Origin of the sequence: Methylocaldum sp. (assembly GCF_035627495.1) — a bacterium.
Classification (GTDB): Bacteria; Pseudomonadota; Gammaproteobacteria; order Methylococcales; family Methylococcaceae; genus Methylocaldum.
Genome location: NZ_DASPLO010000224.1, coordinates 18,270 through 42,226 on the forward strand (window position 1 = coordinate 18,270; position 23,957 = coordinate 42,226).

40 protein-coding genes are annotated in these 23,957 nt (G+C 67.4%); 20 read left to right on the top strand and 20 right to left on the bottom strand.

Features of this window, described 5'->3' with window-relative positions:
* Position 1 precedes the first annotated feature (1 nt).
* Genes VEB01_RS22705 through VEB01_RS22740 form a run of 8 tightly spaced genes read left to right on the top strand, consistent with a single transcriptional unit; the run spans position 2 to position 8,709 of the window.
* A complete protein-coding gene (locus tag VEB01_RS22705; protein ID WP_324879545.1) occupies positions 2–901 on the top strand; it encodes a hypothetical protein in 900 nt (299 codons plus the stop codon).
* A complete protein-coding gene (locus VEB01_RS22710; RefSeq protein WP_324879547.1) occupies positions 898–1,320 on the top strand; it encodes a hypothetical protein in 423 nt (140 codons plus the stop codon). Before VEB01_RS22705 ends, VEB01_RS22710 begins: the two co-directional genes overlap by 4 nt.
* Entirely contained in the window at positions 1,317–2,825 is a 1,509-nt protein-coding gene (locus tag VEB01_RS22715) for a hypothetical protein (protein ID WP_324879549.1), read from the top strand. Before VEB01_RS22710 ends, VEB01_RS22715 begins: the two co-directional genes overlap by 4 nt.
* A complete protein-coding gene (locus tag VEB01_RS22720; RefSeq protein ID WP_324879551.1) occupies positions 2,822–3,214 on the top strand; it encodes a hypothetical protein in 393 nt (130 codons plus the stop codon). The genes VEB01_RS22715 and VEB01_RS22720 overlap by 4 nt, the downstream gene beginning before the upstream one ends.
* Entirely contained in the window at positions 3,214–4,365 is a 1,152-nt protein-coding gene (locus VEB01_RS22725; protein WP_324879553.1) for a tail fiber domain-containing protein, read from the top strand. Before VEB01_RS22720 ends, VEB01_RS22725 begins: the two co-directional genes overlap by 1 nt.
* Positions 4,362–4,739 carry a hypothetical protein gene (locus tag VEB01_RS22730; RefSeq protein WP_324879555.1) on the top strand — a complete coding sequence of 126 codons (378 nt, stop codon included), beginning with the start codon at positions 4,362–4,364 and terminating at the stop codon, positions 4,737–4,739. The genes VEB01_RS22725 and VEB01_RS22730 overlap by 4 nt, the downstream gene beginning before the upstream one ends.
* Complete coding sequence (locus tag VEB01_RS22735; RefSeq protein ID WP_324879557.1) at positions 4,736–6,571, top strand: hypothetical protein; 1,836 nt, start codon at positions 4,736–4,738, stop codon at positions 6,569–6,571. Before VEB01_RS22730 ends, VEB01_RS22735 begins: the two co-directional genes overlap by 4 nt.
* Positions 6,571–8,709, top strand: a complete 2,139-nt coding sequence (locus VEB01_RS22740; RefSeq protein ID WP_324879559.1) for a hypothetical protein — start codon at positions 6,571–6,573, stop codon at positions 8,707–8,709. Before VEB01_RS22735 ends, VEB01_RS22740 begins: the two co-directional genes overlap by 1 nt.
* Here VEB01_RS22740 and VEB01_RS22745 read toward each other — a convergent pair.
* Positions 8,675–8,821, bottom strand: coding sequence for a hypothetical protein (locus tag VEB01_RS22745; protein ID WP_324879561.1), 147 nt, complete (start codon positions 8,819–8,821; stop codon positions 8,675–8,677). The genes VEB01_RS22740 and VEB01_RS22745 overlap by 35 nt on opposite strands.
* A gap of 47 nt (positions 8,822–8,868) precedes the next feature.
* Between VEB01_RS22745 and VEB01_RS22750 the strand changes: the two genes are divergently transcribed.
* The 9 genes from VEB01_RS22750 (at position 8,869) to VEB01_RS22790 (ending at position 12,791) form a co-directional block, all read left to right on the top strand.
* The gene (locus tag VEB01_RS22750) at positions 8,869–9,108 is read left to right on the top strand and encodes a spike base protein, RCAP_Rcc01079 family (RefSeq protein ID WP_324879563.1); all 240 of its coding nucleotides are present in this window, start codon (positions 8,869–8,871) and stop codon (positions 9,106–9,108) included.
* 44 nt (positions 9,109–9,152) lie between these two features.
* The gene (locus tag VEB01_RS22755) at positions 9,153–9,929 is read left to right on the top strand and encodes a hypothetical protein (RefSeq protein WP_324879565.1); all 777 of its coding nucleotides are present in this window, start codon (positions 9,153–9,155) and stop codon (positions 9,927–9,929) included.
* Between the two features lie 7 nt (positions 9,930–9,936).
* The gene (locus tag VEB01_RS22760; protein ID WP_324879567.1) at positions 9,937–10,215 is read left to right on the top strand and encodes a hypothetical protein; all 279 of its coding nucleotides are present in this window, start codon (positions 9,937–9,939) and stop codon (positions 10,213–10,215) included.
* A gap of 71 nt (positions 10,216–10,286) precedes the next feature.
* Positions 10,287–11,036 carry a DUF3800 domain-containing protein gene (locus VEB01_RS22765; protein WP_324879617.1) on the top strand — a complete coding sequence of 250 codons (750 nt, stop codon included), beginning with the start codon at positions 10,287–10,289 and terminating at the stop codon, positions 11,034–11,036.
* Between the two features lie 244 nt (positions 11,037–11,280).
* Positions 11,281–11,562 carry a hypothetical protein gene (locus VEB01_RS22770; protein WP_324879569.1) on the top strand — a complete coding sequence of 94 codons (282 nt, stop codon included), beginning with the start codon at positions 11,281–11,283 and terminating at the stop codon, positions 11,560–11,562.
* A complete protein-coding gene (locus tag VEB01_RS22775) occupies positions 11,559–11,864 on the top strand; it encodes a hypothetical protein (protein ID WP_324879571.1) in 306 nt (101 codons plus the stop codon). Before VEB01_RS22770 ends, VEB01_RS22775 begins: the two co-directional genes overlap by 4 nt.
* Positions 11,861–12,274 (top strand): M15 family metallopeptidase, encoded by a 414-nt coding sequence (locus VEB01_RS22780; RefSeq protein WP_324879573.1) that lies wholly within the window; start codon positions 11,861–11,863, stop codon positions 12,272–12,274. Before VEB01_RS22775 ends, VEB01_RS22780 begins: the two co-directional genes overlap by 4 nt.
* Positions 12,274–12,405: a hypothetical protein gene (locus VEB01_RS22785; RefSeq protein WP_324879575.1), complete on the top strand. Its 132-nt coding sequence runs from the start codon at positions 12,274–12,276 to the stop codon at positions 12,403–12,405. Before VEB01_RS22780 ends, VEB01_RS22785 begins: the two co-directional genes overlap by 1 nt.
* On the top strand, positions 12,396–12,791 hold the full coding sequence (locus tag VEB01_RS22790; protein ID WP_324879576.1) for a hypothetical protein: 396 nt from the start codon (positions 12,396–12,398) through the stop codon (positions 12,789–12,791). Before VEB01_RS22785 ends, VEB01_RS22790 begins: the two co-directional genes overlap by 10 nt.
* On the opposite strand, the gene VEB01_RS22795 is transcribed toward VEB01_RS22790, so the two are convergent.
* A complete protein-coding gene (locus VEB01_RS22795) occupies positions 12,769–13,089 on the bottom strand; it encodes a hypothetical protein (protein WP_324879577.1) in 321 nt (106 codons plus the stop codon). The two genes, VEB01_RS22790 and VEB01_RS22795, sit on opposite strands and share 23 nt — an antisense overlap.
* 14 nt (positions 13,090–13,103) lie before the next feature.
* Between VEB01_RS22795 and VEB01_RS22800 the strand changes: the two genes are divergently transcribed.
* A complete protein-coding gene (locus VEB01_RS22800; protein WP_324879579.1) occupies positions 13,104–13,397 on the top strand; it encodes a hypothetical protein in 294 nt (97 codons plus the stop codon).
* The gene (locus VEB01_RS22805; RefSeq protein WP_324879581.1) at positions 13,397–14,494 is read left to right on the top strand and encodes a hypothetical protein; all 1,098 of its coding nucleotides are present in this window, start codon (positions 13,397–13,399) and stop codon (positions 14,492–14,494) included. Before VEB01_RS22800 ends, VEB01_RS22805 begins: the two co-directional genes overlap by 1 nt.
* A 304-nt stretch (positions 14,495–14,798) precedes the next feature.
* Here the strand turns inward: VEB01_RS22805 and VEB01_RS22810 are convergent, their stop codons facing one another.
* From VEB01_RS22810 to VEB01_RS22830, 5 genes are all read right to left on the bottom strand, one after another.
* Positions 14,799–15,695, bottom strand: a complete 897-nt coding sequence (locus VEB01_RS22810) for a hypothetical protein (RefSeq protein WP_324879583.1) — start codon at positions 15,693–15,695, stop codon at positions 14,799–14,801.
* 67 nt (positions 15,696–15,762) lie between these two features.
* Positions 15,763–15,993 (bottom strand): hypothetical protein, encoded by a 231-nt coding sequence (locus VEB01_RS22815; RefSeq protein WP_324879585.1) that lies wholly within the window; start codon positions 15,991–15,993, stop codon positions 15,763–15,765.
* Between the two features lie 34 nt (positions 15,994–16,027).
* A complete protein-coding gene (locus VEB01_RS22820; RefSeq protein ID WP_324879587.1) occupies positions 16,028–16,237 on the bottom strand; it encodes a hypothetical protein in 210 nt (69 codons plus the stop codon).
* 51 nt (positions 16,238–16,288) lie between these two features.
* Positions 16,289–16,492: a hypothetical protein gene (locus VEB01_RS22825; protein WP_324879590.1), complete on the bottom strand. Its 204-nt coding sequence runs from the start codon at positions 16,490–16,492 to the stop codon at positions 16,289–16,291.
* Positions 16,489–16,683 (bottom strand): hypothetical protein, encoded by a 195-nt coding sequence (locus tag VEB01_RS22830; RefSeq protein WP_324879591.1) that lies wholly within the window; start codon positions 16,681–16,683, stop codon positions 16,489–16,491. The genes VEB01_RS22825 and VEB01_RS22830 overlap by 4 nt, the downstream gene beginning before the upstream one ends.
* A 251-nt stretch (positions 16,684–16,934) precedes the next feature.
* Between VEB01_RS22830 and VEB01_RS22835 the strand changes: the two genes are divergently transcribed.
* On the top strand, positions 16,935–18,116 hold the full coding sequence (locus VEB01_RS22835; protein ID WP_324879593.1) for a tyrosine-type recombinase/integrase: 1,182 nt from the start codon (positions 16,935–16,937) through the stop codon (positions 18,114–18,116).
* Here VEB01_RS22835 and VEB01_RS22840 read toward each other — a convergent pair.
* The 13 genes from VEB01_RS22840 to VEB01_RS22900 form a co-directional block, all read right to left on the bottom strand.
* Positions 18,064–18,240, bottom strand: a complete 177-nt coding sequence (locus VEB01_RS22840) for a helix-turn-helix domain-containing protein (protein ID WP_324879595.1) — start codon at positions 18,238–18,240, stop codon at positions 18,064–18,066. The genes VEB01_RS22835 and VEB01_RS22840 overlap by 53 nt on opposite strands.
* Entirely contained in the window at positions 18,237–18,569 is a 333-nt protein-coding gene (locus VEB01_RS22845) for a hypothetical protein (protein ID WP_324879598.1), read from the bottom strand. The genes VEB01_RS22840 and VEB01_RS22845 overlap by 4 nt, the downstream gene beginning before the upstream one ends.
* On the bottom strand, positions 18,566–19,132 hold the full coding sequence (locus VEB01_RS22850; protein ID WP_324879599.1) for a hypothetical protein: 567 nt from the start codon (positions 19,130–19,132) through the stop codon (positions 18,566–18,568). Before VEB01_RS22850 ends, VEB01_RS22845 begins: the two co-directional genes overlap by 4 nt.
* A gap of 309 nt (positions 19,133–19,441) precedes the next feature.
* Positions 19,442–19,885, bottom strand: coding sequence for a hypothetical protein (locus VEB01_RS22855; RefSeq protein WP_324879601.1), 444 nt, complete (start codon positions 19,883–19,885; stop codon positions 19,442–19,444).
* Between the two features lie 188 nt (positions 19,886–20,073).
* Positions 20,074–20,376, bottom strand: a complete 303-nt coding sequence (locus VEB01_RS22860) for a hypothetical protein (RefSeq protein ID WP_324879603.1) — start codon at positions 20,374–20,376, stop codon at positions 20,074–20,076.
* Positions 20,369–20,821 carry a hypothetical protein gene (locus tag VEB01_RS22865; protein WP_324879605.1) on the bottom strand — a complete coding sequence of 151 codons (453 nt, stop codon included), beginning with the start codon at positions 20,819–20,821 and terminating at the stop codon, positions 20,369–20,371. The genes VEB01_RS22860 and VEB01_RS22865 overlap by 8 nt, the downstream gene beginning before the upstream one ends.
* Entirely contained in the window at positions 20,818–21,498 is a 681-nt protein-coding gene (locus tag VEB01_RS22870) for a DNA cytosine methyltransferase (RefSeq protein ID WP_324879619.1), read from the bottom strand. The genes VEB01_RS22865 and VEB01_RS22870 overlap by 4 nt, the downstream gene beginning before the upstream one ends.
* Positions 21,499–21,550: 52 nt before the next feature.
* Positions 21,551–21,973 (bottom strand): hypothetical protein, encoded by a 423-nt coding sequence (locus tag VEB01_RS22875; RefSeq protein WP_324879607.1) that lies wholly within the window; start codon positions 21,971–21,973, stop codon positions 21,551–21,553.
* 17 nt (positions 21,974–21,990) lie between these two features.
* A complete protein-coding gene (locus VEB01_RS22880; RefSeq protein ID WP_324879608.1) occupies positions 21,991–22,299 on the bottom strand; it encodes a hypothetical protein in 309 nt (102 codons plus the stop codon).
* On the bottom strand, positions 22,296–23,012 hold the full coding sequence (locus VEB01_RS22885) for an ERF family protein (RefSeq protein WP_324879609.1): 717 nt from the start codon (positions 23,010–23,012) through the stop codon (positions 22,296–22,298). The genes VEB01_RS22880 and VEB01_RS22885 overlap by 4 nt, the downstream gene beginning before the upstream one ends.
* Positions 22,999–23,424 carry an HNH endonuclease signature motif containing protein gene (locus VEB01_RS22890; RefSeq protein ID WP_324879611.1) on the bottom strand — a complete coding sequence of 142 codons (426 nt, stop codon included), beginning with the start codon at positions 23,422–23,424 and terminating at the stop codon, positions 22,999–23,001. Before VEB01_RS22890 ends, VEB01_RS22885 begins: the two co-directional genes overlap by 14 nt.
* Positions 23,421–23,660: a hypothetical protein gene (locus VEB01_RS22895; protein WP_324879613.1), complete on the bottom strand. Its 240-nt coding sequence runs from the start codon at positions 23,658–23,660 to the stop codon at positions 23,421–23,423. Before VEB01_RS22895 ends, VEB01_RS22890 begins: the two co-directional genes overlap by 4 nt.
* Complete coding sequence (locus VEB01_RS22900; protein WP_324879615.1) at positions 23,650–23,880, bottom strand: hypothetical protein; 231 nt, start codon at positions 23,878–23,880, stop codon at positions 23,650–23,652. Before VEB01_RS22900 ends, VEB01_RS22895 begins: the two co-directional genes overlap by 11 nt.
* Between the last annotated feature and the right edge of the window lie 77 nt (positions 23,881–23,957).

The window sequence follows — 23,957 nt, forward strand, 5'->3', positions numbered from 1 at the left end:
CATGCCCTCATCCGCCACGACCAGAAACCGCTTCGAAAAGCAGGCCGCAGGGGAGAACCTCAACACCTGGGGCGCTCCCAAGCTGAACACGGTGTTCGACCTGATCGACGCCTCGCTCGACGGCTGGACCAGCTTCGCGCTGTCCGGCACGAAAACGCTCACCTCCACCAACTACGCGTCGGACGAAAGCCGGGCGCGGTGTCTGAACGTGTCCTCGGGCACGGGCGGCACGGTGACGATCCCGGCCGTGGAGAAGGTCTATCTCGTCCGCAACGCGTCCTCCGGCGACGTGATCATCACCACGGGCGGCTCCACCAATGCCACGGTGAAGACCGGCGAGGTTCGCTGGGTGATCTCGGACGGCACCGACTGCCTGCTGGCGAAGTACACCGACCTTGGCGGGGACAAGCTGACCAACGTCGGCACGCCCACGGCGGACGCTGACGCCTGCACCAAGGCCTATGCGGACAACCTCGCGCTCTCGGCCGCCTCTGGCAACCTGCCGGGGCAGGAGGGCAACGCGGGTTACTTCCTGACCACCAACGGCACGTCCGCATCGTGGGCTGCGGCCATGGCGGCGACGAACAACCTGTCCGAACTGACCAACACGACCACGGCCCGGAGCAACCTCGGACTGGGCACGGCGGCGACGAAGAACACCGGCACGTCGGGCGCGAACGTCCCCCTGCTGAGCACGGTCAACACCTGGGGCGCCACGCAGGCCTTCGCCGCGCTTCAGGCGAGCGGGACGGCCACCTTCTCGGGTGCGGTCAGCAAGGGCTCGGGCGGGCACTTCCTCTACAACGGCTCGTCTTCCTACGCCTCGGGCAAGGTGACCTTCTCCACCTCGTCGGCCTCGGGCGGCTCGTCGGGCGACATCTGGTTCAAGTACACCGCATGACCACGCACCTGAACATAGGCGGGACGTGGAAGGACGTGACCGAGACGAAGGTCAACGTCGGCGGCTCGTGGAAGACGGTGGAGTCGATCTCCATCAACGTGGGCGGGACATGGAAGGTTGTCACCGGCCTCTCCGTCACGGTCACGCCCGACCCGGCCGAGGCCACGGCGGGCGGCGGCTTCGTCAGCGTCGAGGTGGAGGCCGTCATCTCGGGCGGCTCCGGCTCCTACACCTACCTGTGGGATGTGCTGACCGGGGGCGCGGCGTTCACCGGCGGCGGCGTCAACAATCCCAGCACCCTGCGCGAGTTCCTGACCTCCGGCAGCACCAGCGAGGGCACGGCGCAGGTCACCGTCACCGATACCGTCACCGGCGAAACCGCCATCGCCTCCTTCAGCTATTCCCTCACCGCCACATGAGAACGCCCCTTCAGCTCCCGCCCGGCCTGATCGGGGACGACACGACCTCCACGGCGGCCGGTCGCTACTACGACTCCGACAACGTGCGGTTCTGGCGCGAGCAGCCGCAGACGGACGGCGGGTGGGAACGCATCAGCACCACGGCGCTCTCCGGCGTCTGTCGCGGCGTCCTGATCTGGACCGACAACGACGGGGTTGTGAACATCGGCTTCGGCACCCACGCCTCGCTGGAAGTCTGGTACGGCGGCGAACTGGCCGTGATCACCCCCGCCGGGCTCTCTGACGGCGAGATCGACGCCACGGGGGGCGTGGGCTACGGCACGGGGACCTACTCCACCGGGGAGTACGGCGAGCCCTCGGTCGTGGACTACTACCCGCGCTCGTGGGCGCTGGCGACGTGGGGTGAGAACCTGCTGGCCTCCCCTCGCGGCGGCAAGCTCTACGTGTGGGAGAACGACACGGCCGAGGTGGCGACCGAGATCACCCAGGCTCCCGACCACTTCGACTACATGATCGTCACCCCGCAGCGGCAGGTCATGGGCTTCGGCGTCAACGAGGAGGTGTCTGGCGACTACAACCCCCTGTGCATCCGCTGGTGCGATCTGGAGGACTACACCGACTGGACCACCTCGGCCACGAACAACGCGGGCGAGGAAATCCTGTCCGGGGGCGGGCGTATCATCTCGGCCAAGGTGATCGGGCATCAGATCTTCATCTGGACCGACAACGGCCTGCATGTGGCGCAGTTCCTCGGCGATCCGGGCCAGACGTTCCAGTTCGACCAGGTGGGCTACAACTGCGGCCTGATCGGGCCGAACGCGGCGGTCGTCATCGGGCACACGGCCTACTGGATGGCGCCGGACGGCCAGTTCTACACCTGTTCGGTCGGAGGCGCGCCCACGCCCATGATCTGCCCTATCGGGGCCGAGGTGCGCGACAACCTCACGGCAGCGCAGAAGGACAAGGTGTACGCCTCATCGCTCTCCACCTACCAGGAAGTGCGCTGGGACTACCCGGACGAGCGCGACGGGGTGGAGTGCTCCCGCTACGTCCGCGTCAACACCATCGACGGGGCGTGGTCGCGAGGCCAGATGGTGCGCACGGCCATGACCGACGCCGGACCGGCCCCCCATCCCGTGGGCGTGGACTACGACGGCAACATCTACTGGCACGAGCGCGGCAACAGCGCGGACGGGGGCGTGTTCTCGGCCTCGGTCGAGACGGCCGACCAGTCCATCTCGGAAGACGAACTGGTGTTCCTGCGGGGCCTGTGGCCGGACTTCAAGGACCAGCAGGGCTCGGTGTCCGTCACCGTCATCACCCGCATGTACCCGCAGGGGCCGGAGACGGAACACGGCCCCTACATCTGCACGCCCGGCAAGGAGAAGGTGGACTTCCGCGCCACCGGCAAGATCGCGCGTGTGCGCTTTTCGTCCAACTCATCCCCTACGTTCTGGAGGCTCGGAAAGCCGGCCTTCGACGTGCAGCCCGCAGGACGCCGATGACCGAACCCGCCCCCCTCGCCGAACTCACGCCCGTCCCCCGCAAGACCAGCCCCGTGCTGGAGCAGCTTGAGCGGTGCAGGCCGTTCCTGGAGCCCGTGCTGGAGGCGACCCCGTGGGAAGAACTGTCCCGACAGGTCGCCAGCGGCCATGCGCAACTGTGGCCGGGGGAATCGGCGGCCATGGTCACGCGGGTGATCGGCGACACGCTGGAGGTCTGGCTGGGCGGCGGGGACCTGAAAGAGCTGTTACAGCTTCAGGATGGCGTTGCAGCCTTCGGAAGAAGCATGGGTTGCAGCCGCGCGACTATTGAAGGCCGCGCGGGATGGGGTAGAGTCCTCAAGACGAACGGCTGGGCGGCCTCGTTCGTGACCTACGAAAGGCCGCTCTAGTGGGTGACAAGAAGACCAAGACCAAGACCAACATGACCACTACCCCGGTCGTTCCGGGGTGGGTGCAACAGCCCATGCAGGATTACACCTCGGCTGTTTCGGGCATGATGGGGACGAACGCGCAGGATTTCGTCGCGCCCGCGTCGGATCTCCAGAACCAGGCGTTCGAAGGCGCGGCCAACCTCGGCGCGTGGCAGGGCAACCTGAACAGCGCGGCGGGCATCTACAACAACGTCGCGGGGGCTGGTGCGAACCAGATCGGCCAGACCCATCAGGCGACCGCCGCCGGCATCCTCGACAACGGGTGGGAGCAGTACGCCAACCCGTTCACGGACAGCGTGGTCGACACCACCCTTCAGGGCTTCGACCAGGACGCCGCGCGCCAGATGGCGGCGATGGAGGCGGAGCGCGCCCGTACCGGGGCGTTCGGCGGCTCTCGCTCGGCCATTACCCAGGCCATGCTTGCCGGGGAGCAGGGGCAGAACCGCGCATCCACGGAGGCCCAGCTTCGGGCGCAGGCCTACCGCGAGGCGATGGGGCTGGCGGGCTCCGACGCGGACCGGCGCCAGCAGACCGGCCTGTTCAACACCGGCGCGCTCAACACGACCGAGGGCCTGAACCTTCAGGCGCGTGACGCCTACGCCAACCGCCAGCTTTCGGCGGCGTCGGGCCTGAACAACGTCGCCAACTCCGAAGCGGCCAATGCGCGGGGCGATGTGGCGCTGCAAGGCGACCTCGGCAACGTGCAGCGCGAGATCGACGCGGCCATGCGCACGGCGGACTGGTCCAAGCTTCAGGCCATCGGGCAACTCTACGGCTACGCCAACCTGCCGATGTTCACCGGGTCCAATCAGAAGGGCACGACGACCACGCGTCAGTCACCCTCCGTGCTGGAGACCATCGGCCAGGTGGCGGGAACGGCGGCGTCTGTCGCGGGGCTGTTCTCCGACCGCCGCCTGAAGAAGGACGTGGAGACGGTGCGCTTGGAGCGGGGAGCGAACGGCGTCCGCCGCCGGGTCCGCTGGCGCTACCGCTGGGAGAACAACACGCCGAAGCATGAGGGCTACATCGCCCAGGAGCTTCAGCAGACCGACCCCCACGCCGTTGGCTCTGTCCTCGGCTACCTGACTGTCAATGAGGCCGCGCTGTGATCTTCCAGACCCTGAACAACCCCCAGCTCTTCGGCAAACAGCAGCAGACCGGCGTCATGGGCGGGCTGGACCCGGCCATCGTCAACCCGGTGCGCCCGCAGACGATGACACCCGAGGTGTCCCCGATGCCTCCGGGCATGGGCGGCTCCACCATGAGCGGCTTCGCCGGCCTCCCCCGCTGGGGCGGCTACGGCTGGGGCGATGCGCTCGGCGGCCGCGGTCCGGGCCAGCCGCACCGGCAGGGCCAGTTCTCCGACTTCGGCGGCCAGCGGTCGCGGGCGGACTTCGCGGGCCAGATCGACGGCCTCGGCAACCGCGCGGCTCAGATGGGCCAGCGCGATAGCTGGTTCCAGAACCGGGGCTTCAACCGGTGATCTCGCAATACCTCGCCAGCCTCGCGGGGATGTTCAACCCGCAGGACCCGGCGCGGCTGATGGCGGCGGGCGCTGCCCCGCCCATGCCGCCCATTCAGGATGCGCCGGGCGTCAGCTACGAATCCCTGCTGACCCCCCAGCAGGAGGGCGGCGGGGGCATCGGCGGTTTCCTGTCGCGCCTGCGCCAGAAGGCGACCACGCCCGACGCCAACGGCATGAACTTCGTTGATCGGCTGGGTCGGTTCGGGCGGGAGATCCAGGACATTGACGACGGCGGCAATCGCGCGCTGGCCTATGAGCAGATGCAGCAGCAGCGCGCCCTGATGCGCCAGAAGACCGACAAGGAGCGGGCGGAGGCGGAACAGCGCGCCCTGATGATGCAGGAGGCCGACCGGCTGGGGCTGGAGGGCCGCGAGAAGCTGATCTTCCTCGCCGATCCCGAGGCGTGGGCCAAGTCCCGCTCCACAGGGCTGGAAACCCGCACCGTGGGCCGCAGCGTCTACAACCCGGACACGGAGGCCTTCAACACCGCCCCGCTGGTGGAGAAGGTGGACGACCGCTTCGGCGTCGCCAACGTGACCCCGGACGGCGGGCTGGACGTGCGCTACAGCGCGCCCCGCGCTCCGACGTTCGAGGAACTGTCGCAGGACGCCGACCGCCGCCGGGAATCCCTGTCGCCACGTGAGCGCCTCGTGGAGGCCCCGCCCACGCCGGCCCCGGCGGCTGGCGGGCAACCTCGCGGGCTCCGCAACAACAACCCCGGCAACATCGAGGACGGCCCGTTCGCGCGCAGCCTGCCAGGCTACCTTGGACCCGAGCCGGGGGAGGGTCGGTTCGCTCGGTTCGAGACGATGGAGCATGGCGAGTCCGCCGCCGACCGGTTGCTGGCGTCCTACGGCCAGCGCGGCTTCAACACGCCCGCCAAGATCGTGGGGCGTTGGGCTCCCAAGCGCGAGAATGGCGCGGCGACGGACAACTACGCGGCCTATGTGGCGCAGCGGGTCGGCGTCGGGCTCAACGATCCGCTCAACCTGTCGGACCCGCAGGTGGCGCGTCGGGTGCGCCAAGCCATGCGGGAGTTCGAGAACGGCGAGCGCCCGCAGCAGGGCCAGCCGCAGGCGCAAAGCGGTGCGCGCGTACTGGCGGAGGGCGGTCCTGCGGAGCAGTGGCGCACCCTCTCGGAAGCCGAGGCCAAGCTGCGCGGTCTGGACCCCAAGCGCCCGTGGCAGATCAGTCCGGACGGCAAGGTGGACGCGCTCGGCGGCACGGACCGGCCCTACACGGACGGCGAGCGCAACGGGGCCATGCTCACCTATCGGGTGTTCGGGGCCAACGAGCGCATGAACGACCTCGCCCGCAACGGCGTGTTCAAGCCCTCCACCCCGACCGAGACGCTGTTCAACACCGACAAGAACGGCGTGCTGCGCATCATGGCCCGCAGCGACAACGACCGCATGTTCATTCAGGCGGCCAAGGAATGGCTCGCGCCCATCCTGCGCAAGGATACCGGCGCGGCCGTGACCGACACCGAAATGGCCCAGTACATGGACATGTTCATCCCCCGCTTCGAGGATGGGCCGGACGTGCTGTGGCAGAAGGCGCAGGCCCGCGACGACGCCATGCGCGCGCTCTACGGGGCCTCGCGCCGGGCCTACGACGCCGAATACGGGCCGCCCGCCAAGCCCCAGGTCCTCGCCCCGTCTCGGGCGAAGGGCGCGCAGGACGCCCCGCTCGAACTCCCGCCCGTGCAGAGCCGCGTGAAGGGCAAGGTGTACAACATCAAGGGCAGGAACTTCCGCTGGACCGGTAGCGGCTGGCAGGCGGTGAAGTGATGCCGAGGGAACTGTCTGACGACGAACTGCTGAAGGAACTCGGCCTGTCCGAGGGCGAGGACCTGCGCGTGAACGGGGAGACCTACACCGCGGGGCCTGCCAAGCGCGGGGAGGTGCAGGGCGGCGACTTGGGCGTGGCGCCCGGCGTGTGGGTGCGCCCGCCCGCGCAGGACTTCCGCCGCGAGCTCTCCGACGAGGAGGTGCGCCAGTTCCAGAACCTCGTGCCCGAGCCGCACGACCCCATGCAGGTGGAGGAGATCGACGCCGACAGCGCGCAGGGGATGCTGGTGGACGCCATGCGGGCGGTCCCGGCGGGGCTCGGCAAGGCATTCGCCATGACCGGCGACTCGCTCGGTCTGTCCAACCTCAACCCCGTGGAGTCGTGGCGCAGGGCGCAGAGCGCGGAAACGGAACTCGGCAACACGGGACTGGGCGACACCTACCGTGATCTCGGGCTGGACTACGACCCCAAGACCGTAGCCGGCAAGTACGCCAAGACCACGGCCGAGTTCGCGCCCAACGCCCTGATGCCGGGTGGAGCGGTCGCTCGCACGCTTTCGGTTGTCCTGCCGGGCCTCGCCTCGGAGGCGGCGGGACAGGCGACCGAAGGCACGCCGTTGGAGCCGTGGGCGCGCACCGGGGCCGCTATCGTCGGCGGCGGCCTTGCGGGCGCACGGGGCGGCGGCGCGCGGGTGCGCAACCCGCAGCAGGCGCTGGACGAGTCGATGCGCGGGCAGGGGCTGGACCCCGCCGGACTGTCCTCGGCTGCGCGCCAGAACGCTATCCGGCTGATCGAAAGCGGACGCACGCCCGACGAGGTGGCGGCCTTCGTCGCGTCCTCCGACACCCCCGTTCCGGTGCCGATGCGCCGGGGGGATATGACGCAGAACCCGACGCACCAGCTTGAAGAGAACATGGCCCTGCGCGGCGCCTACGGCGAGCGACCGGCGGCCGTGATGCAGGGGCAGGTGGCGCGACAGCAGCAGGCCCTGCGAGAGAATGTGGATGTCATCGCCGACAACCTCGCCGGGGGCAAGGCGCGGGAGTTGGGGGCGGGCGCCACCCCGGCCGCCGAGCGCCTGACAGCGATGCGCGACCGAGGCGAACAGTGGGTGTCTGCGAGCTACAAGTCAGCGCGGGAGGCGGATACCGGCGTGGCGCTTCCGGCCGACCAGGCTCCCGTGATCGGCCAGCGCCTTCACGAAGGGCTGATGGACTTCGACCTTCAGGGCGTTCCGCGGGTGCAGCGGGCGGTGCAGCGGTTCGACGACACCGTGAACCCGGTGCGCGTGCGCGAGGTGTTCGACGCGCGGGCGCAGCTCAACCAGCTTACCCAAAGCTCCGATACGGTCGAAGCGGCCGCCGCGCGGGCGGCGAAGAAGGCGCTGGACGGCTACATTGACGAGGCGCTGGAGAGCGGCCTGTTGCAGGGCGACGAGGCGTCCATCGCGGGCTGGCGCGGCGCGATCAAGAACCGCCGCAAGCTCGGCGAGCTGTTCGAGGGCGACGACCTCGTAGAGACGCTGACCGAGCGGGTTGCGCGCGGCGGCGAGCGGCGCGCGCTCAAGGTGGACCCGGAGGAAGCTGGCCGCGCGATCTTCGGCAAGGGGGCTCCCCATAGCCGCCCGAACCTCAACCGCGACCTTCAACGGCTTCGGGTGCTGCTGGACAGCCCCGAGGACTGGAACGCCCTGCGCGGCGAGCATTTCAAGCGCCTCATGCGCCCCGGCGACGGCGGGGTGGAGTCCGGCACGCGCCAGCTGTCAGGCGTGAAGATCCAGAAGGCGTGGGAGGACTTCCTGCGCGACGACCCGAACCTTGCCCGCACGCTCTACACCCCGGCGGAACAGTCGCAGATCACCAACTTCGTGCGGATAGCCGCGCGCATCACCTCCCCAGTGAAGGGGGGCGACAACTCGTCCAACTCGGCCGTGGCGATGCTGAAGCTGGTTCCGGCGGCCTTGAAGAACCTGCCGTTCATCGACTCGATGATCCGGGGGCTCACGCAGCAGGTGAAGGGCTCGGCGGTCATCCGCAGCATCGACGCGCCGCCGTCGAAGATGAAGCGCCCGCTGCGACCGCTACCGGCGGCGGGAGCGGCGGCTATTTCTCTGCGAAATGACGAAGAAGACCGATGAGCGCGATGATCGTCGCGCCGGCCATCGGCCGCCAGTCCCAGTGCCAGTTCCGCCACCAGGGCGTCGTGGACACGTCCCTGAACTTAACGTCGATGATCCGTTTTTCATCCATGCTACAACCAGTATGCAGCGGGCGGGCTGCGTCCTCAAGAGGATGCCATGAGCTACCCGCACGCTTTCCTTCCCCGAGGCGGTTACGCCGTCACTCCGTCCGACGCTGACGCCAACGCCGGAATCGGCTTCCGTGTGGGCGGGGCGGGCGATGTCGCCCTGACCTGCGCCGATGGTCAGGACCTCATCATTCCAGACCTTCTGGCGGGCGAGACGGTCGGCATCGAGTTCACGAAGGTGCTCAGCACCGGGACCACGGCGACCGACATCATCGCCTTCCGCCGATGAGCCTCGGACTTGGCCTTTCCCTGCGGAGCCGCGTTCCGGCGCGTATGCCGATAGACGCCGATGCGCAGACGGTGATGGATGCGTTCGACGTGTCCCCCTCGCTGGTGCGGGCGCAGCAGATCAGCCGCTTCGTGAGCCAACTGAAGGCTGCGGGCGTGTGGTCGAAGCTGGACGCACTGTTCGTGCTGGCGGCGCATGACGCGCAGGCCGCACGGGTGAACTGGAAGGACGTGGCGACGGTTGCGACGGAGCAGAACAGCCCAGCCTTCACCGCTGATCGGGGCTACACCTTCAACGGGACGAGCAACTACCTGGCCACGGGGTTCGTGCCCTCGACCGATTGCACGCAGGCGACGGGCACCGCCGGCTTCGTGGGGGTCTATGAGCGGGCCGACCTCGGGGCGGCGGGTTCGTCCGCCATCGGCGCGAACTCGTCTTCGACCATCAACATCGCCCTCAACCCACGCAATGCGAACCCCACGCCGGCCGCCGCGGGCATGTATAACCACGCCCTGTCCGGCGGGTCGGTCTCTGGTGTCACGGACAGCCGCGGGTTGACGGTATACCAGCGTAACGGCGCCGGCGGGGAGGTGTTCAAGCGCGGCGTTTCGATTGGAACGACCTCGCCAAGCTCGCCGGGGTCGGCGCTGGTCGCCATCCAAATTTACATCGGTTGCCGCAACAACGCGGGCGTGGCCGACCAATTCCGGCCCACGCCGCTGGGCGCCGCGGTCATCGGCGGGGTCTTGACACCCGCCGAACATCTCGCGCTGAGCAGAGCCAATCAGACCTATATGACATCGGTCGGCGCAGCGGTATAATCGCCGGGTGGACACCCTGCGCGCTCACATCGAAGAACACGCCCAATGGGATCGGCACCAGTTCCTCGCCTGTCGGGGCGTGGAAATCGACCCGAAGGACGTTGGACTGTTCCCCGGCGAGATCGGCCCTGAGACCATCGTCGCGGCGGATCATGTGGTGGACCTTCCGGCGGATGCTGTGCTGGTCGCCAAGCTGCCGCACGAAGAAGGGCTGGACGGCTTCAAGGTCGTCCGCCGCTCGCTGGTCCCCGGCGGCGTGGTCGTCACAGCGGTGAAGCTCGGTTAGGACGGGCGGGCCACTGGCGCGCGAGTCCGGCAAACTTGTGCGCGTGAGTGGATTCGGCTTTGTTGTCCGCCATGGCAAAGCCTGCGGCAAAATTCGTGTACTTCTTCTGCGATGAAAGCTCGTACGTCGATGACGAGTTCATGGCGGTTGCTGGCCTGGCTATTCCGGACTACGAGCTACAAGCCGTTACTGACGAACTCGCGGATATCAAGAAGCAGCTGGGCGGGCCGTCAGAGACGAAGTGGAATGCCGTGAAGTCGCGCCGTGATAGCGCCCACAAGGCGTTCGTGGATCATTTCCACGCTGGGGTCACCACAGGGCGCTTTCACTTCCACATCCGGTTCGCGCCGTTTGACAAATACGATCACCGGCTTAGCGGCCCGAAGCGGCGCGTAGACACGACAAGCAAGATGCACTTTCAGCTCCTGCTGCACCGCGCCCTGCGCTTTTACGGGCAGCGCTATAAGCTGCGGATCCGACCGGACAATGGCGACTGCACCGCGGCCCTGGTAAACCAGATCGACAGCCTTCATCAGTGGGGGAGCCACCACCACGCGGCCGCCACGGATTGCATCGACAGTATTGAACCCCGGGACTCGAAGCGGGAGTTGCTGCTTCAGCTCCTGGATGTGCCCCTCGGGGCGTTCACCGCGATACGAAACGACCGACAGCTCGTAGGGCCGAAACGCGAGCTGGCCGATTACGTCGCGGCGCGGTTCCCCGACAAAAACCTCAAGGGAAACACTCCGGCGAAGGAGATGCGGTTTTCGATATGGAACGCAATACCGAGCGGCGCTCCGAAGCGCGGCCCTTGGGGCTAGAACCCTAACGGGAACAGGTCTGGCGAAAGCCTGAATCTTCGCCCCAAGGACATCGGCAATCTAGTCGAATCCGCAGCGAAGCGCAAGGCGAGAACGAATCTGCGGTCCTGAGTCAACCCCCGAAGATCAGCAGAGCGGGGACGCGGCTAACGCTCCCCTGAACCTAAGCGGCACGACACGGCGGAACCGTTTGCTATCCTAGGGTTGCAGCGGGCGGGCTGCATCGAAGGATGCACGCCCAGCGATGACGCCTGAACACATCTCATTGATCATTGCAGGGTGCGCCATCCTCGGCGTGCTCCTTCACGCCATCGTCTACGCCCACAAGGAGGGCAAGAAGGAACAGCGCCTCCAGATCGTGGAGGACAAGATCGCCAAGCACGAGGTGAGCGAGTCCGCCCTTGCCGTGCTGGCCAACGAACTGAAGCACTTCGGAAGCTCCCTCGAACGCGTCGAGAAGGACACGAAGGAGCGGTTCGAGGCGATCATGCGCCAACTGGCGAACCGCCGGACCCCGGCGAAATGACCCTGCCCGAGTTCCCCACCAGCCGATACGGCCGGCGCTTCGTCTGGACCTGGCTGGCCTCTCCCGTGGTCGCCTTCATCTGGTGGCGGACGGCGGAGCAGGGCGGGGACCAGTGGCCGGTCGCGGCGGTGTTCTCGCTGCTGCTGTTCTGCATCTGGACCGTCCCCACGGCCGAGCAGATCGTCAACGTGGTCAAGGCGGCGAGCCTGTTCAAGTCCAACCCGCTGGACGCCTACGGCTTCGGCCCGACCCCAACCCCTACAGAAGACGCGGCTCGCCATGCCGCAGGAGGTGGTGAGTGAAGAACCTCGTCAACGCCAACCGGCTGGCAGGGGTGAACGCCCAGCTCGTCGCCGTGGTGATCGCCGCCTCGGGCAAGCTGCCGTTTCCGGTGTGCGTGGTCGAAGGCGTCCGCAGCAAGGCCCGCCAAGCCCAGCTCTACGCCCAAGGCCGCACCGCGCCGGGGAGGGTCGTCACCTGGACCCTGAAGTCCAAGCACATCGACGGGCTGGCCGTGGACCTGGCGCCCTACATCGACGGCAAGATCGACTGGAACGACCTGAAGAAGTTCGACGCCATCGCGCAGGCCATGTTCGCCGCTGCCGCCGAGCGGGGCGCGAAGATCCGCTGGGGCGCTGACTGGGACGCGGACGGCAAGTCGCGAGAGCGGGGCGAGTCCGACAGCCCGCATTTCGAGCTGGTGGGCCTGTGATGAGCAACTGGCACGACGACTGGAACGACGTGGGTCGGGGCGTCCTCGCCTTTGTCGGCTTCGTGATCTTCGCCATTGCGCTGGCCGGTGTTGCGGTCGGAGTCTGCATAGGGGCGGCGATATGGGCGTGATCCTCCGCATCCTCGCCGGGAAGTTCGGCGGCTTCATCCTCGGCGCTGTGGCGGCTGTCCTGCTGGGGCTGTTCGCCTCCCTGTGGGTGGTGAGCGCAGACCGGGACAAGTGGCGGGACGTGGCCGGAAAGAGGCTCGGCGAGCTTCAGCAGTGCCGGTCAAACGTCGCGGTTCTCGACGGTGCGTTGAGCCGCCAGAACACCGCCGTGGCCGCCCTCAAGGCTGATGCGGAGAAGCGCCAGAAGGCTTCAGCCGCCGCCCTGTCAGACGCCCGCCGGTCCGCCGATGGACTTCGCCAGGATGCCCAGCGGGTGCTTCAGGTCAGGCCGGGGGCGGATCAGTGCGCGTCAGCCGATGCGCTGATTATCGGTAGCCTTTCTCGATGATGCGAGCGCACGCCCGCAAGCGTTCCAACTCGTCCTTCATGACGGTGATCGTCTCCGGAGGGAGGTATGCCGGTGACGGCGGCCCCCACAAGTCGAACGTGGGACGCAAGCTGTCGCGGGCGTCATCGAGCAGCAGCCGCAGGCGCGAAATCTCCTCGCCTGCGATCTTCCAGTATTTGACCGGATCGGCGCGGATCGCCGCCTCATGGGTCTCCACGATGCCGAGAAGGCGGGCAAACGCCCGCGCCGCCTCGCGCTTTTCCCTGCCGAAATCGACCGGCTCCACGTTCGCTTCCATTCCCGGAGTCTAGCATGAAACCCTTGCCCCGCAAGGCGAAACTGCTACTATCAGCCGTCCTCGCATGGCCGCTTCTCACGGCAGGCATGTGCGCCTCGACCCCGCGCATTGAGGTGCGGGAGGTGCAGGTTCCCGTCCCGGTCCCGTGCGCCGTCGATCCCGGACCCGACCCGGTTTATGCGGATACCGACGAGGCCCTTCGCCAAGCCCCTGACCTGTTCGGAAGGGCCCAGCTTTTGGTAGCCGGTCGGCTTCAGCGCATGGCCCGTGAGCGTGAGCTGAAGGCCGCGAACGAGGGCTGCCGTTAATGGCCGCCCGCCCCCTGCCTGAAGAACGCCTGTTCCGCGCCAAGGAGATCATCGAGGACCTTCTGAGGCAGGGCTTTTCGCCTCCCGACTTGCCCGTAAGGGGCAACGGCGCGCACACCGAGGCCGCCGCCCGCCTGTCTGCGGAGTTCGGCAGCAGCGAGAAGACGTGCTGGAGCTGGCTGCGCGAGCTGGGTGTTCGCGGCCGGACAGACCCGCGGTTCGCCGTGGACTACACCCTGTTCCGCCCGCGCCAGTATCTGCATCGCCCGGCCGGCGCTCCGGTGATCCCGTTCCACGACCACCTTGCCGAGCCCGAGCCCGACGGCGACCCCATCCGCATCGCCGTGATCGGAGACGCCCACGATGCGCCGCACCTTCGGGACAAGTCGCGCTTCAGGTGGCTAGGTCAGTACATCGCAGAGCATGGCATTCCCCATGTCGTCCAGATTGGAGACTGGTGGACGCTGGACAGCTTCTCGTCACACACCGACCGAGCGACGTTCGAAGGTCTCGCCAAGCCTACGTTCGAGCAGGATCGCGAGAGCTTCCACGAGTCTCAGCACGCGTTCCGTCAGGGCCTTGCCGGTCACAAGCCCAAGCTCGATGAAACTCTCGGGAACCACGAACTGAGAGCTTGGCGCTACTCCAATTTCCACCCTGACGGCCTCAACTACGGTGACCTCATTGTCGAAGCCTTCAACCAATGGGGCTTCCGCGTCACGCCCTACGGCGAGTTCCGGTTCATCGGCGGCGTCGGGTTCATACACGCTCCGCTACAGCCTGCTTCAGACAAGCCCTACGGCGGCAAGACTGGCGGTCAGCGGGCCAGCAACGATTCCCTTTTCGATATTGTCCGCGGCGATGATCACCGCGTTACGATATCGGTAGGCGACAAGATCGGGCCGGTTCGGGCGCCGACCGTCTACAGCACGGGGACCGCTCTCCCGCCGGGCTTTATCGAGGGTTACGCGCGCAAGGGCGGCTCGTCGTGGCGCTCGGGCATCTGCGACCTGACCATCTGGGGCGGGGTGGTCCGGCAGTTCAACTTCACCGACATGCACCTGCTGCGGAGGCGCTACGGTGCCCTCGCTGCGTAGGTGGCTGGGCCGTGCGACGTGGTTTGCCGCCGGGGTCGTGTTCTGCTGGTTCGTGGTGTTTAACGGATGACGGCCCCCAAGCGCGACCATTAGACCGCTTGTCTCGTATGCAGCGTCGTGCGATTCTTCGACCGTGGAGCCGGTCATGTCCAAGCCCGATAAGCGGCGCGCAGATCAGCGCTCTTGGCTCGCTGGACTGCTGGTCATGATCGCCGTCGTAGTGGCGCACGTCGGCTTTGCGCGCGTGTCCGCAGGATGGACAATCGCCATCTCAACGGCAGTCCTCGTAGCGCTCGTGGTCTTTCTATGGCGTGCGGGGGGTCGGAAACAGCGGGACGGCGGGGGCAGGGGGTAACGGGTCCACTACCCGAACCACCCGGTGGCTCCCGGGTACGGCGAGCCATGCGCTGCCGTTAAACTCCTCACGATATGCGACCTCGATGGTCATCCGCACGCCTTCCGCGACGGTAATGGGCAGTGTTCCCGCGCGCAGAGCGGCCAAGAATTGGCGATCCTCCATTCGGGCGCTGAACTCAAGCCCGTCTCGGGCGAATGTCCACCGCCGAGGCTCCGGCACCATCGTGGCTCGAATGAGAACCACGTCCCACGTACCGCCTACCGGCCGGGTAGCCGGCGCATCCTCCATCGCCTCGTCGGCCCACACGCCGCTCCGTTCCGCAAACTGGTCGCGGGGGATGCTGTAGAGCGTGGCCCCATCGGGCCGCTGCACGTCGAAGCTCTCTATGGCGGGCTCACGATCCAGGATGCCGTAGAAGCGCATCTGCTGGCGCTGCAATTCCTGTGAGCCAGCTAGCAGGTCCCTGTTCGCTCTGAACACCGCCATCTGGTCCTCCGGGATGCGAGGGTCAGGCGTCAGCGCGTTGGTGACGGCCGCGGTCACAACCGACGTGCCGATGACGCCGGCCAGCGCGATGGCGGCCTTGCTGACGAGCGGATATTGGGACGCGCCATGAGCAACCTGCTGTGCCGCCCGCTCGACCCGTTGCAGGGAGAGCTTGAAGATGTCGCTTCCTTCGGCCACCCCCGCGAGCCCGACTCGCAGCTCGGCCTCGGGGTCGAGAGCGTCGGCGCCGGCCTTCATGAGGTCGATCCAGGCTAGCAGCGCGAGCGCTACTCCGCCTGCGTCAGGCACGCGGCCATCATAGATCTCGAACTTGAGAATAACATCCGCCTCGGCCACGTCAGCTCTCCCGCCCGTTGAGAGGCTACGCGCCACGGTCGAGCGCTGCAATACGCGCCGCCAAGCCCTACTTCCCACCCCTCCGGAAGTAGCTCCGCAAGCTGGCCCCGATCCTCACGTCCCGAGATCCACAGCGCCGGCACCTTGCGCCTCGCGCCCGGACTTCGGAGATAGGCGTATCACCCCCGAACTTCTCGATGGCCTCTTCCGGAGAGAACGTCACCACCCTCTCGCAGTTGGCGCACTTGAATTCGAGGTCGGTGTCTTCCTCGGCTAGCCAGGATATGCGGTCGGCCATCAAAGATGCTCGTAGGACCGGCCGCAGTAGCAGTTCATGCGAGGAACTTCGTAGCCGCTTCGAGCCGACGGTTGTTCGCCCGCAGCTCCCTGATGAGCGGCTTGTTGCGGTCCCGGAGCCGGAGCGCTTCGGCCTCGGCTAGCGCCCGCAGCTCAGGGCTGGCCAGCGTTGCGGCCAAGCGCTTGATGGCGGGGGCTTCCGCTATGAGCGGCAGATCCAGACCGCGATCACTCTGCTCCGCCATCTTCTCTCCTCATCCCCCCTTGATAGCAGCCTCTAGGGCAGAGCGCATGGCTCAGTCCCAACCGTAGTGCTTGGCGAGCGTGGCGCGGATGTCGTCCTTGGACCGGGTGTCCTTGCTGTCGAGCATCCCGTAGACGAACGAGACCATCTGGTCCCGGCGCTCAGCGGGCGTCATGACGTGGTGGCGGGCGCGCTCGATTAGTGCCTCAAGGCTATCGGCATCATGGGCGCTGCCCTTTGCCTGCTTCTCGCTCATGCCTCATCTCCCGTCCGCGTGTGGGGTGGTTCAGGCCCACGCAAGAGCTTTCGGATCACTTGAGCGGCTCGCCATTCGATCTCGCGCTTCCGGGACCACTGGTTGCCCGTCCGGCCGAGATCCCGGTTCTGCGCCTCCCTCGCCGTAGCGATGCGCTCAAGCTGATCGGCCATCTTCTCTGGATCGCTCATACCCGTCTCCTTGCCCCGTGGTGGGACGTTGTGTGGGACGTGCGAGGGCGGGGAGGGCTGAAACCCTTATCAAGCAAGGCTCTCAGAAAGAGAGCTGGCTCCGCGGGTAGGGTGCGACCCCCAACCTCAACCACCTTCACACGACCGCAAGAAGCCCTTGTCAGGCCCCGGTTTCTCAGCCTAATCCTATCACGTTCCCTCACGCGATTGCACGCAAAAGCGTGTTCGCCAGTGGGACGGAAAGTGGGACGATGGCCCGGCAGGTCAACAAGCTCTCGGCTCGGACGGTCCAGACCCTGAAAGAGCCCGGCCGCTACAGCGACGGTCAGGGGCTCTACCTGTTCGTGGACGAGAACCAGGCTAAACGCTGGCGCTTCCACTTTCAATGGCGCGGCAAGCGGCGGGAGATGGGGCTGGGCTCCGCGCTCAACGTCTCCCTCGCCGAGGCCCGCGAGGCCGCCGAACGCTGCCGCAAGATGGTGGCGCAGGGCGTGGACCCGATTGCCGCGCGCACCCGGCAGGCGGGCGTGCCGACCCTTGCCGACTTCGCCGAGTCCTACATCGCCGAGCGCGAGGCGGGGTGGCGCGGCAAGAACACCGCCAGCGGCTGGCGTCGGGCCTTCACCCTGCACGCCAAGGCCATCGGCGGGATAGCGGTTGACCGCATCGACACGGAAGCCGTGCTGAAGGTTCTCAAGCCGATCTGGAAGACGAAGGCCGAGACAGCGGGCAAGCTCCGCGACCGGCTGGAACAGGTTCTCGACGCGGCGGCCGTCAAGGGATACCGCACGGGGGAGAACCCGGCGCGCTGGCGCGGCCACCTCCAGCACATCCTCCCGAAGCGCGACAAGCTCACCCGCGGCCACATGGCGGCGATGCCCTATGCGGGCGTTCCGGCGTTCATGGCGTCCCTGACGGCGCGCGAAGGCTTCTCGGCTCGTGCGCTCGAATGGACGATCCTGACAGCCTCGCGGGAGGATATGACGCTGAGCGCCCGCTGGGGCGACATACAGGGCGAGGTGTGGGTGATCCCGGCGGCGCGCATGAAGTCGTTCAAGGACCATCGCGTCCCGCTGACCCCGCAATGCCTCGCCGTGCTGGATCTGGTGCGCCTGCATCCCAAGCCCGACGACTTCCTGTTCCCCGGTCCCAAGGGCAAGCTGTCCGACGCCGCCATGGACAAGCTGATGAAGGGGACGGGCTACACGGTTCACGGGTTCCGGTCCTCGTTCCGCGATTGGGCGGGCGACTGCACGGACCATCCCCGCGAGGTCGCGGAGGCCGCACTGGCGCACGCCGTGGGCGACGACGTGGAGCGGGCATACCGGCGCGGCGATGCGTTGGAGAAGCGCCGGCTGCTCATGCAGGCGTGGGCGGACTTCACGCGGCCGCCGGACCGCCCAGCAGCCCCCGAAGGCTCTCCGCAGGGATGAGCGTGCGCCCGCCCCACTTGACCTTCTTGAGCTTGCCGGATTGCAGGGCGCGCCAGACCGTCGCCTCGCTGACGCCTGCCGCCTCTGCGGCCTCGCGGACGTTATAGGCCAGCTTCTCACTCACGCGCTGTCCTCCTGGGTGATGGGTTGGGGCATCGAGCGGGCGCTGTAGTGCGGGCGGCTCTCAGCCTCGATGAATACGGACCAGCGCTCGTCGCCGCGGCGCACCAGCACCTCGCCAGACCCGGCCGACAGGTACGGATAATCGCCGCCCTCATCGTACTCCTCCACGAACCGCGCGGCGGCGGCCTCCTCGTCGTAGGCGTTAACGGGGGTCCAGCGGTCGTCGTCGCCGCCCATGGCGTCGGAGGCGCGGCACTCGTACATCGGATAGCAGGTGTGGCCGCGCCAACGGTACGTGTCGCAGGTGCGGCAGAAACGATAGTCGCTCATTCCCCCACCTCTCGGTCTGTCGCAGGCTCATTGGCGAGTGACGGGGAAGCGCCAGCGACCGGACTAAACTCTTGATTTCGCGGCTCCATGGTGGAGAGAAGGGAGCGGGCGACATCACGGAATCGCTGCCACTCGTGGTCGAACCACACCATCTCGCCGCCCTCGTTCGGCTCGCCGACAAGCGCCTCCAACCCCTCCCTTAGACGGGATACCTGGGCTTCTGCGGCTTCGGCTCGGGAGCGCTGGTAGTTCTCCAGTGCTCCGCAATTGCACGGCAACCCTTCGCCACTGGCGCGCTGAGTCCAACCCTCGCGTGTCGTCCCTTGTCCGTCGTCGCCCCATATCGTGCAGGCCGTCGAATGGCTATGTCCCTTCACACGGTGCGTTCGGTAGAAGCGGCTCAGGCGCTCAGCCCTCAGCCTCTCCACCTCTTCCAGCAGGGCGGGGATGTCTTGGTCGGCGCACTGAAGGATGCGGTCCTTGTCGTCTTTGGACTGGAACGACGTTTCCGCGAACACGGCGAGCCATCCCGCCCGCTCCCTGATCCCTTGAAGGTCAGCCATTGTCCCCTCCCGCAGCAGGAGTAGGGGAAGGGGTGGCGAGGGAGAGGCGGGCGTTTTCAGCGACTGCCCACGCATCATGTGCGGCAATCTCACGCTGCACTGTCGGATCGGTGTCGATCCAATGATCCAGCGCCGCGATGCTCTCCGGTGTCGGCTGAAGCAACCGACCCTGATTGTCAGGCTCACCGCCCGGGCAGTCGTACTCGCCCGTTTCGTCCTGTGAGGGGCGGCAAAGCGTTTCCGCCAAGGCGGCCGTCGCAGCCCCACAGCGCGGGCACGGCGCTGGCGCGTAGATCAGCGGCGGGGCGCTCATCGTCCCACCTCCCCACCATCACCACTGTCCAGCGCAGAGGGCTGGGCGGCGAGAGCCAGGGCGTGAAGTCCACGAGCTGCGCGCTCGACGTGCTGAACAGCATCGGCCGCCGGTCCCGCTTTCATGCCGTGGGCGATGGCGGAGGCGTAGAAGCCAGACGTGTAATCGAGCAGGGCGTTCAGATAGGCGTCGGGATGGCCGGGCGTCCTAGCGTTGTCCAGCGCAGAGGGCTGGCGGAGGGCGGAGAGGGTGGAGAGGGCGGCATCGACTTGGGCCAAGACGCGCCCGGCTGATGTAGGCCAGATGCATTCCTCGATAAGCTTGGCCGCCAAGACCCTCGCCTCGGTCAGCGCCTCTTCCACTTTCCTTGGTACGGGAGGGGGGAGAAGGGCGAGGATGGCGTCGGCGTCCCCAAGGCAGGGCTCGCGTTCCTCAGGCATTGTGGCGCGCCAGTTGGGCATGATGCGGCGGCCGTGGAAGCCTCGCAGTCGGTCGCGCTGTCGGTTCCACAGGGTCTCCGCCACCCTCTCCCGTAGTGTCTCGCCCCCGGCTTTGGGTTCGCTCCTGTCGGCTTCGCCGCCATGAGCCCCCGTAGGCGCTTCCTGTTGTTGTTCTGAGAGGGGGATGGTCATGCGCGCGGCTCCTTCAGCTTTTCCATAATCGCCAGCACACGGTCGGCGTGTCGCTGCGCGGCCTCGCGCTGCTCCTGGTCCGCCAGTTCCCGCGAACTTCTCAGCTCGTCGGCCGCGGCCTTGGCTTCGGCCTCAGTGATGCCGCGCGCCATGACGTTCTTGAGTCGAGTGCGCTTTTCCTCATGGCGCCCCTGAAAGAATGCCGTGTGGGCCGTGGTGCGAACCAAGCGCACGGCGGCGTGTCGCGGGTCTATCCAGCGATCATCACGAACGATGGCCCATTCGGCGGACTCACCCACGACCTTCTCCTTCCATAGCTTCAGCCCCTGACAGGGCGGTTGTTCCGCGGTACGCTGCGTAGTGTTCGGCAGCGGTCGCGTAGGCGTCCTTTCCCACGCGGTCCCAGAAGGCCCGTTCGGAGCCTCGGTGCTGTTCGTCGTGGTGCGCGCGGCAGAGCGGGTTGGCGTGGTGGTCGTGATTTTTTCGCGCGCCGCCGGGGTTCTGCCGGTCGGGGCCGTCGTTGTAGCGAATGTGCGCGGGGTCGATGGGGCCAGCACAGCCACCCAGATGCCGCGCCGCGCACGGCTGACGGCGCAGGTAGGCGAGATAGCCGTTGTCCCGCTCCCGGCCCCGGTGCTGCTTGCCGATGGCCTTGCGGGCTATCTTGCGGGCTTCCCGTGCAGGGGCGTTCTTCTTCGCCCGGAGGCGCTGGAACTCGGCCCGTTCGGAGGGGGTGAGGCTCATGCGGCGACCGCCTGACGTGAGGTGTGCGCGAGAAGCTGCTTGCCGATGTGGCGGGTGAAGGCGGGCGGGATGGCCTCGCTCATCTCCGCCAGCGTCATCCAGTCGATGCCCAGCGCCTCGGATGCCGCGGCCCTGTGTCCGCCCTCCCAAACGTCGCGGGTGCCCCGGCCGCCGGCCTTGGCCGCGCGCTTCCGAGCGTGTCCGCCGTAGACGCCGATCACGGGCGCGTCGTCGTGGTTGCAGTGCGGGGCCGACAGCGACACGTTGCTCTCGAACAGCCGGTGACGTTGGAGGCGACAGCCTTGCGCCCCCAAGCCGAACATCGAGCCGCACAGGGTGATGGGAGCGCGCATCGCCCATGCGGCGCCCTCGACGTTCTCAATCACCCACGGAAGGCCGGTTGCCTCCAGCAACGCACGCGTCTCGTCGATGAGCATGGGTGCGCCAACGGCCCCCGGCGCGTGGCGCATTTCGCTGTAGCCCTGACAGGGTGGCGAGGCATGGATCGCGTCGAACGAGCGCAGGAACCGCATGTCGAGCGTCAGCGCGTCGTGCTGGATGAAGGCGAACGGGTAGCGGGGTTGCGGGTTAAGATCGACGCCGACGACCTCGAACCCGGCCTGGTGGTAGCCCATGCCGGCGCCCCCGGCGCAGCAGAACAGGTCAAGGATGCGCATCACGCCGCCCTCTCTTCCGTATCGCTGAACACCACGGCGTTCTGAGCGCACATCACGCAGCCTCCCCGAGCATGGCGCGGGCTTCACGCTCCAGCGCCTCGCTCTCAAGGCCGGGGATGATGTGCTCAACGAGCAGCGCCTTGGCCTTGTCGAAGAAGGCTTGGAACGACTGCTGATCCATCTTGTCGAAGGCGATGGACCGGGTGACGTTGACCACCTCGCCGTTGCGCTGCTTCACCGGCGCGGCGTAGCCCAGCTTGCCCTTGACCCACTCGTGCAGGTCGTCGTCGGTGATGGGCTGGTCCAGGTTCTCCGCGACCAGTCCAAGCATGGACCAGTAGAGGCGTAGTTGCGGCACCGAGCGCGCCCGCGTCACACGGACGGCGAGCGGCTTGCCGACCGGCAGCTTCGACAGTTGGTCACTGTCAAGCGGCGCGACCGGCGCGAGGAACGACCCTCGCCGGACCATCTGCATGGGCGGGCGCTCCGACATCACCACACGCTGCGGTTCGAGATGAACGGAATGTCGTCCCCGATGTCGTCCAGCGAACCTCGGCTGTCGGCCACGCCCGCAGAACCTCCCTGACGAAAGTCGTCCATGGCGTCGCCGCCGCGGGGCTTGTCCTGCTTCAGCGAGTAGTAGGTGCCGCCGTTCTTGTCGGCCTTGCGCCACCCGGCGAAGTTCACGACCTGGCCATCGTTCAGGGTGATCGAGCCCTTGATGTCGGGGTGGTTATCGCCCTTCTTGTCGCGGTTCGGGAAGATCGTGCCGAGGCCCGGCTTGTTAACGAAGGTAGTCATGCGGCGGCCTTTTCGTTGGAGATTCCGAGTTCTTCGGCGCGAAGGTCGGCTTCGGCCCGAAGGATGGTGCGCCACGCCTTGGGCATGGTCGCGATGGCGGCGTTGTTCTCGCGGCACAGGTCTTTCCAGCCCTGCGTCGTGGGCACGTCGGAGAAGGCGTGGCGCAGCTCGTCAAACTTGAGGTTCAGGCCCTGCGCAGCCGCCTGACGGGCGGGGAGGCCGGGACCGGAGCAGCCCCACCAGTCCTTGCCGCCGGGCTCTCCGCAGCCGGTGTCACGGCCGCCGCCCAGCGGGACGGGCGCGGGCGTCGGCTGGGCGTGTCGTTGCACAGCCCCCTCGCCATCGTCGTCCACGGGCGCCACGCCGAGCATGGCCATCAGGGCGTAGCGCCGGCCGTAGGTGACGGCAGAGCCAGCGCCTTGGGCGTCGGCCTTGCTGAGCGGGATCTGAACCACGCTCTCGATCCACTCGCCGCTGGTGTGCAAGATGCGGGTGGTGACGGAGAGCGCCTTGCCGTCGAAGTCGCCCGGCCCCTGGATGACGCCGAGCCCGTGCTTGGCGAGGATGGGGCGGGTCGCCTCGGACACAGCCTCCAGCGAGGCGTAGTCGTTCTTGAAATGGGGGTTGCGCGCGTCCTTGCGCACACCACCAACCTCGGCAAGCGCGGCGACAAGGGCCGGCGCCAGAGCGATGATGCTTTCAGACTGTTGCACGGTTCTTCTCCACAGTTTTCCATTGCCGGCCCTTGGCCCCCATCTCTCGGAGGTTGGCCTTCTGAGTGCCGACGCTCAGGTGGTCGGGGTTGCAGCAGAGCGGCGTGTCGCAGCGGTGCATCACGACCGCTCCGTGATATCCGGGCACGTCGGGGAGGGGGCCGCGCGCGAGGGCGTAGGCGACGCGATGGGCGCGTTGATAGCGACCGAACACGTTGACGTTCCCGTAGCCGTGTCGGTCGGTAGAGCGAGACCAGAGCCAGCAGCCGGTGTTCGGCTCGAACTCCACCTTCGACCAGAACCGAGACGCGAAATCGGGGTGCTGGCGCAGCGTCCGTTCCGGCTTGTCGCCGCCAATGGCCCGCACCGCCGCCATGGCGATCTCGGGTGCGATGCTGTCGGACTGTTTCACGGGTTCCTCCGGGCGCGAGCGATGGCGCCGTAGTCGGTTGCGACCCTGAACAGGGCCGAGGCATAGGCGGGCTGGTAGGTGCGGACCTGCCGCGCGCGCTTCAGGAAGTGCAGGCGCAGGGCGGGCAGCTCGTCGTCGGGGATCCATTCGTGATCAGCGACGAGGGCAGGCCGAGCACTGGCAGCGCCGACAGGGGTTACGGCCGCAGGCCGGAACGAACCAAGACTACCGTCCATTGGATTCACCATGGGGAGGGGAGACGATGCGGTAGGCGACGATGTCGCAGCTGGGGCTGCCAGCGTTCGCGACCCAGTTGCTGTCGGTGGGATCGGGGTCGTCCCACCAGCCAGCACGATCGGGATCGCCCGTCTCTGTTCCGCCCCGCAGCCGCACGAGAACCTTGGTCTCTGGCGCCACCGGCAAGCCCTTGCCGTCGTGTTCGATCCACTCGCTCACGACCCACCCCCCACCAGAACAGCCAGACCCCCAAGGGCGATGGCGATGAAGGCGATTGCGGCGAACCCCGGCAGCAG

Coding starts and splice junctions, on each gene's coding strand:
- VEB01_RS22705 (WP_324879545.1), top strand. CDS start 2: ATGCCCTCATCCGCCACGACCAGAAACCGCTTCGAAAAGCAGGCCGCA.
- VEB01_RS22710 (WP_324879547.1), top strand. CDS start 898: ATGACCACGCACCTGAACATAGGCGGGACGTGGAAGGACGTGACCGAG.
- VEB01_RS22715 (WP_324879549.1), top strand. CDS start 1,317: ATGAGAACGCCCCTTCAGCTCCCGCCCGGCCTGATCGGGGACGACACG.
- VEB01_RS22720 (WP_324879551.1), top strand. CDS start 2,822: ATGACCGAACCCGCCCCCCTCGCCGAACTCACGCCCGTCCCCCGCAAG.
- VEB01_RS22740 (WP_324879559.1), top strand. CDS start 6,571: ATGCCGAGGGAACTGTCTGACGACGAACTGCTGAAGGAACTCGGCCTG.
- VEB01_RS22745 (WP_324879561.1), bottom strand. CDS start 8,821: ATGGATGAAAAACGGATCATCGACGTTAAGTTCAGGGACGTGTCCACG.
- VEB01_RS22750 (WP_324879563.1), top strand. CDS start 8,869: ATGAGCTACCCGCACGCTTTCCTTCCCCGAGGCGGTTACGCCGTCACT.
- VEB01_RS22755 (WP_324879565.1), top strand. CDS start 9,153: ATGCCGATAGACGCCGATGCGCAGACGGTGATGGATGCGTTCGACGTG.
- VEB01_RS22765 (WP_324879617.1), top strand. CDS start 10,287: ATGGCAAAGCCTGCGGCAAAATTCGTGTACTTCTTCTGCGATGAAAGC.
- VEB01_RS22770 (WP_324879569.1), top strand. CDS start 11,281: ATGACGCCTGAACACATCTCATTGATCATTGCAGGGTGCGCCATCCTC.
- VEB01_RS22775 (WP_324879571.1), top strand. CDS start 11,559: ATGACCCTGCCCGAGTTCCCCACCAGCCGATACGGCCGGCGCTTCGTC.
- VEB01_RS22785 (WP_324879575.1), top strand. CDS start 12,274: ATGAGCAACTGGCACGACGACTGGAACGACGTGGGTCGGGGCGTCCTC.
- VEB01_RS22790 (WP_324879576.1), top strand. CDS start 12,396: ATGGGCGTGATCCTCCGCATCCTCGCCGGGAAGTTCGGCGGCTTCATC.
- VEB01_RS22795 (WP_324879577.1), bottom strand. CDS start 13,089: ATGGAAGCGAACGTGGAGCCGGTCGATTTCGGCAGGGAAAAGCGCGAG.
- VEB01_RS22800 (WP_324879579.1), top strand. CDS start 13,104: ATGAAACCCTTGCCCCGCAAGGCGAAACTGCTACTATCAGCCGTCCTC.
- VEB01_RS22805 (WP_324879581.1), top strand. CDS start 13,397: ATGGCCGCCCGCCCCCTGCCTGAAGAACGCCTGTTCCGCGCCAAGGAG.
- VEB01_RS22815 (WP_324879585.1), bottom strand. CDS start 15,993: ATGGCCGACCGCATATCCTGGCTAGCCGAGGAAGACACCGACCTCGAA.
- VEB01_RS22820 (WP_324879587.1), bottom strand. CDS start 16,237: ATGGCGGAGCAGAGTGATCGCGGTCTGGATCTGCCGCTCATAGCGGAA.
- VEB01_RS22825 (WP_324879590.1), bottom strand. CDS start 16,492: ATGAGCGAGAAGCAGGCAAAGGGCAGCGCCCATGATGCCGATAGCCTT.
- VEB01_RS22830 (WP_324879591.1), bottom strand. CDS start 16,683: ATGAGCGATCCAGAGAAGATGGCCGATCAGCTTGAGCGCATCGCTACG.
- VEB01_RS22835 (WP_324879593.1), top strand. CDS start 16,935: ATGGCCCGGCAGGTCAACAAGCTCTCGGCTCGGACGGTCCAGACCCTG.
- VEB01_RS22845 (WP_324879598.1), bottom strand. CDS start 18,569: ATGAGCGACTATCGTTTCTGCCGCACCTGCGACACGTACCGTTGGCGC.
- VEB01_RS22850 (WP_324879599.1), bottom strand. CDS start 19,132: ATGGCTGACCTTCAAGGGATCAGGGAGCGGGCGGGATGGCTCGCCGTG.
- VEB01_RS22855 (WP_324879601.1), bottom strand. CDS start 19,885: ATGCCTGAGGAACGCGAGCCCTGCCTTGGGGACGCCGACGCCATCCTC.
- VEB01_RS22865 (WP_324879605.1), bottom strand. CDS start 20,821: ATGAGCCTCACCCCCTCCGAACGGGCCGAGTTCCAGCGCCTCCGGGCG.
- VEB01_RS22870 (WP_324879619.1), bottom strand. CDS start 21,498: ATGCGCATCCTTGACCTGTTCTGCTGCGCCGGGGGCGCCGGCATGGGC.
- VEB01_RS22875 (WP_324879607.1), bottom strand. CDS start 21,973: ATGCAGATGGTCCGGCGAGGGTCGTTCCTCGCGCCGGTCGCGCCGCTT.
- VEB01_RS22880 (WP_324879608.1), bottom strand. CDS start 22,299: ATGACTACCTTCGTTAACAAGCCGGGCCTCGGCACGATCTTCCCGAAC.
- VEB01_RS22895 (WP_324879613.1), bottom strand. CDS start 23,660: ATGGACGGTAGTCTTGGTTCGTTCCGGCCTGCGGCCGTAACCCCTGTC.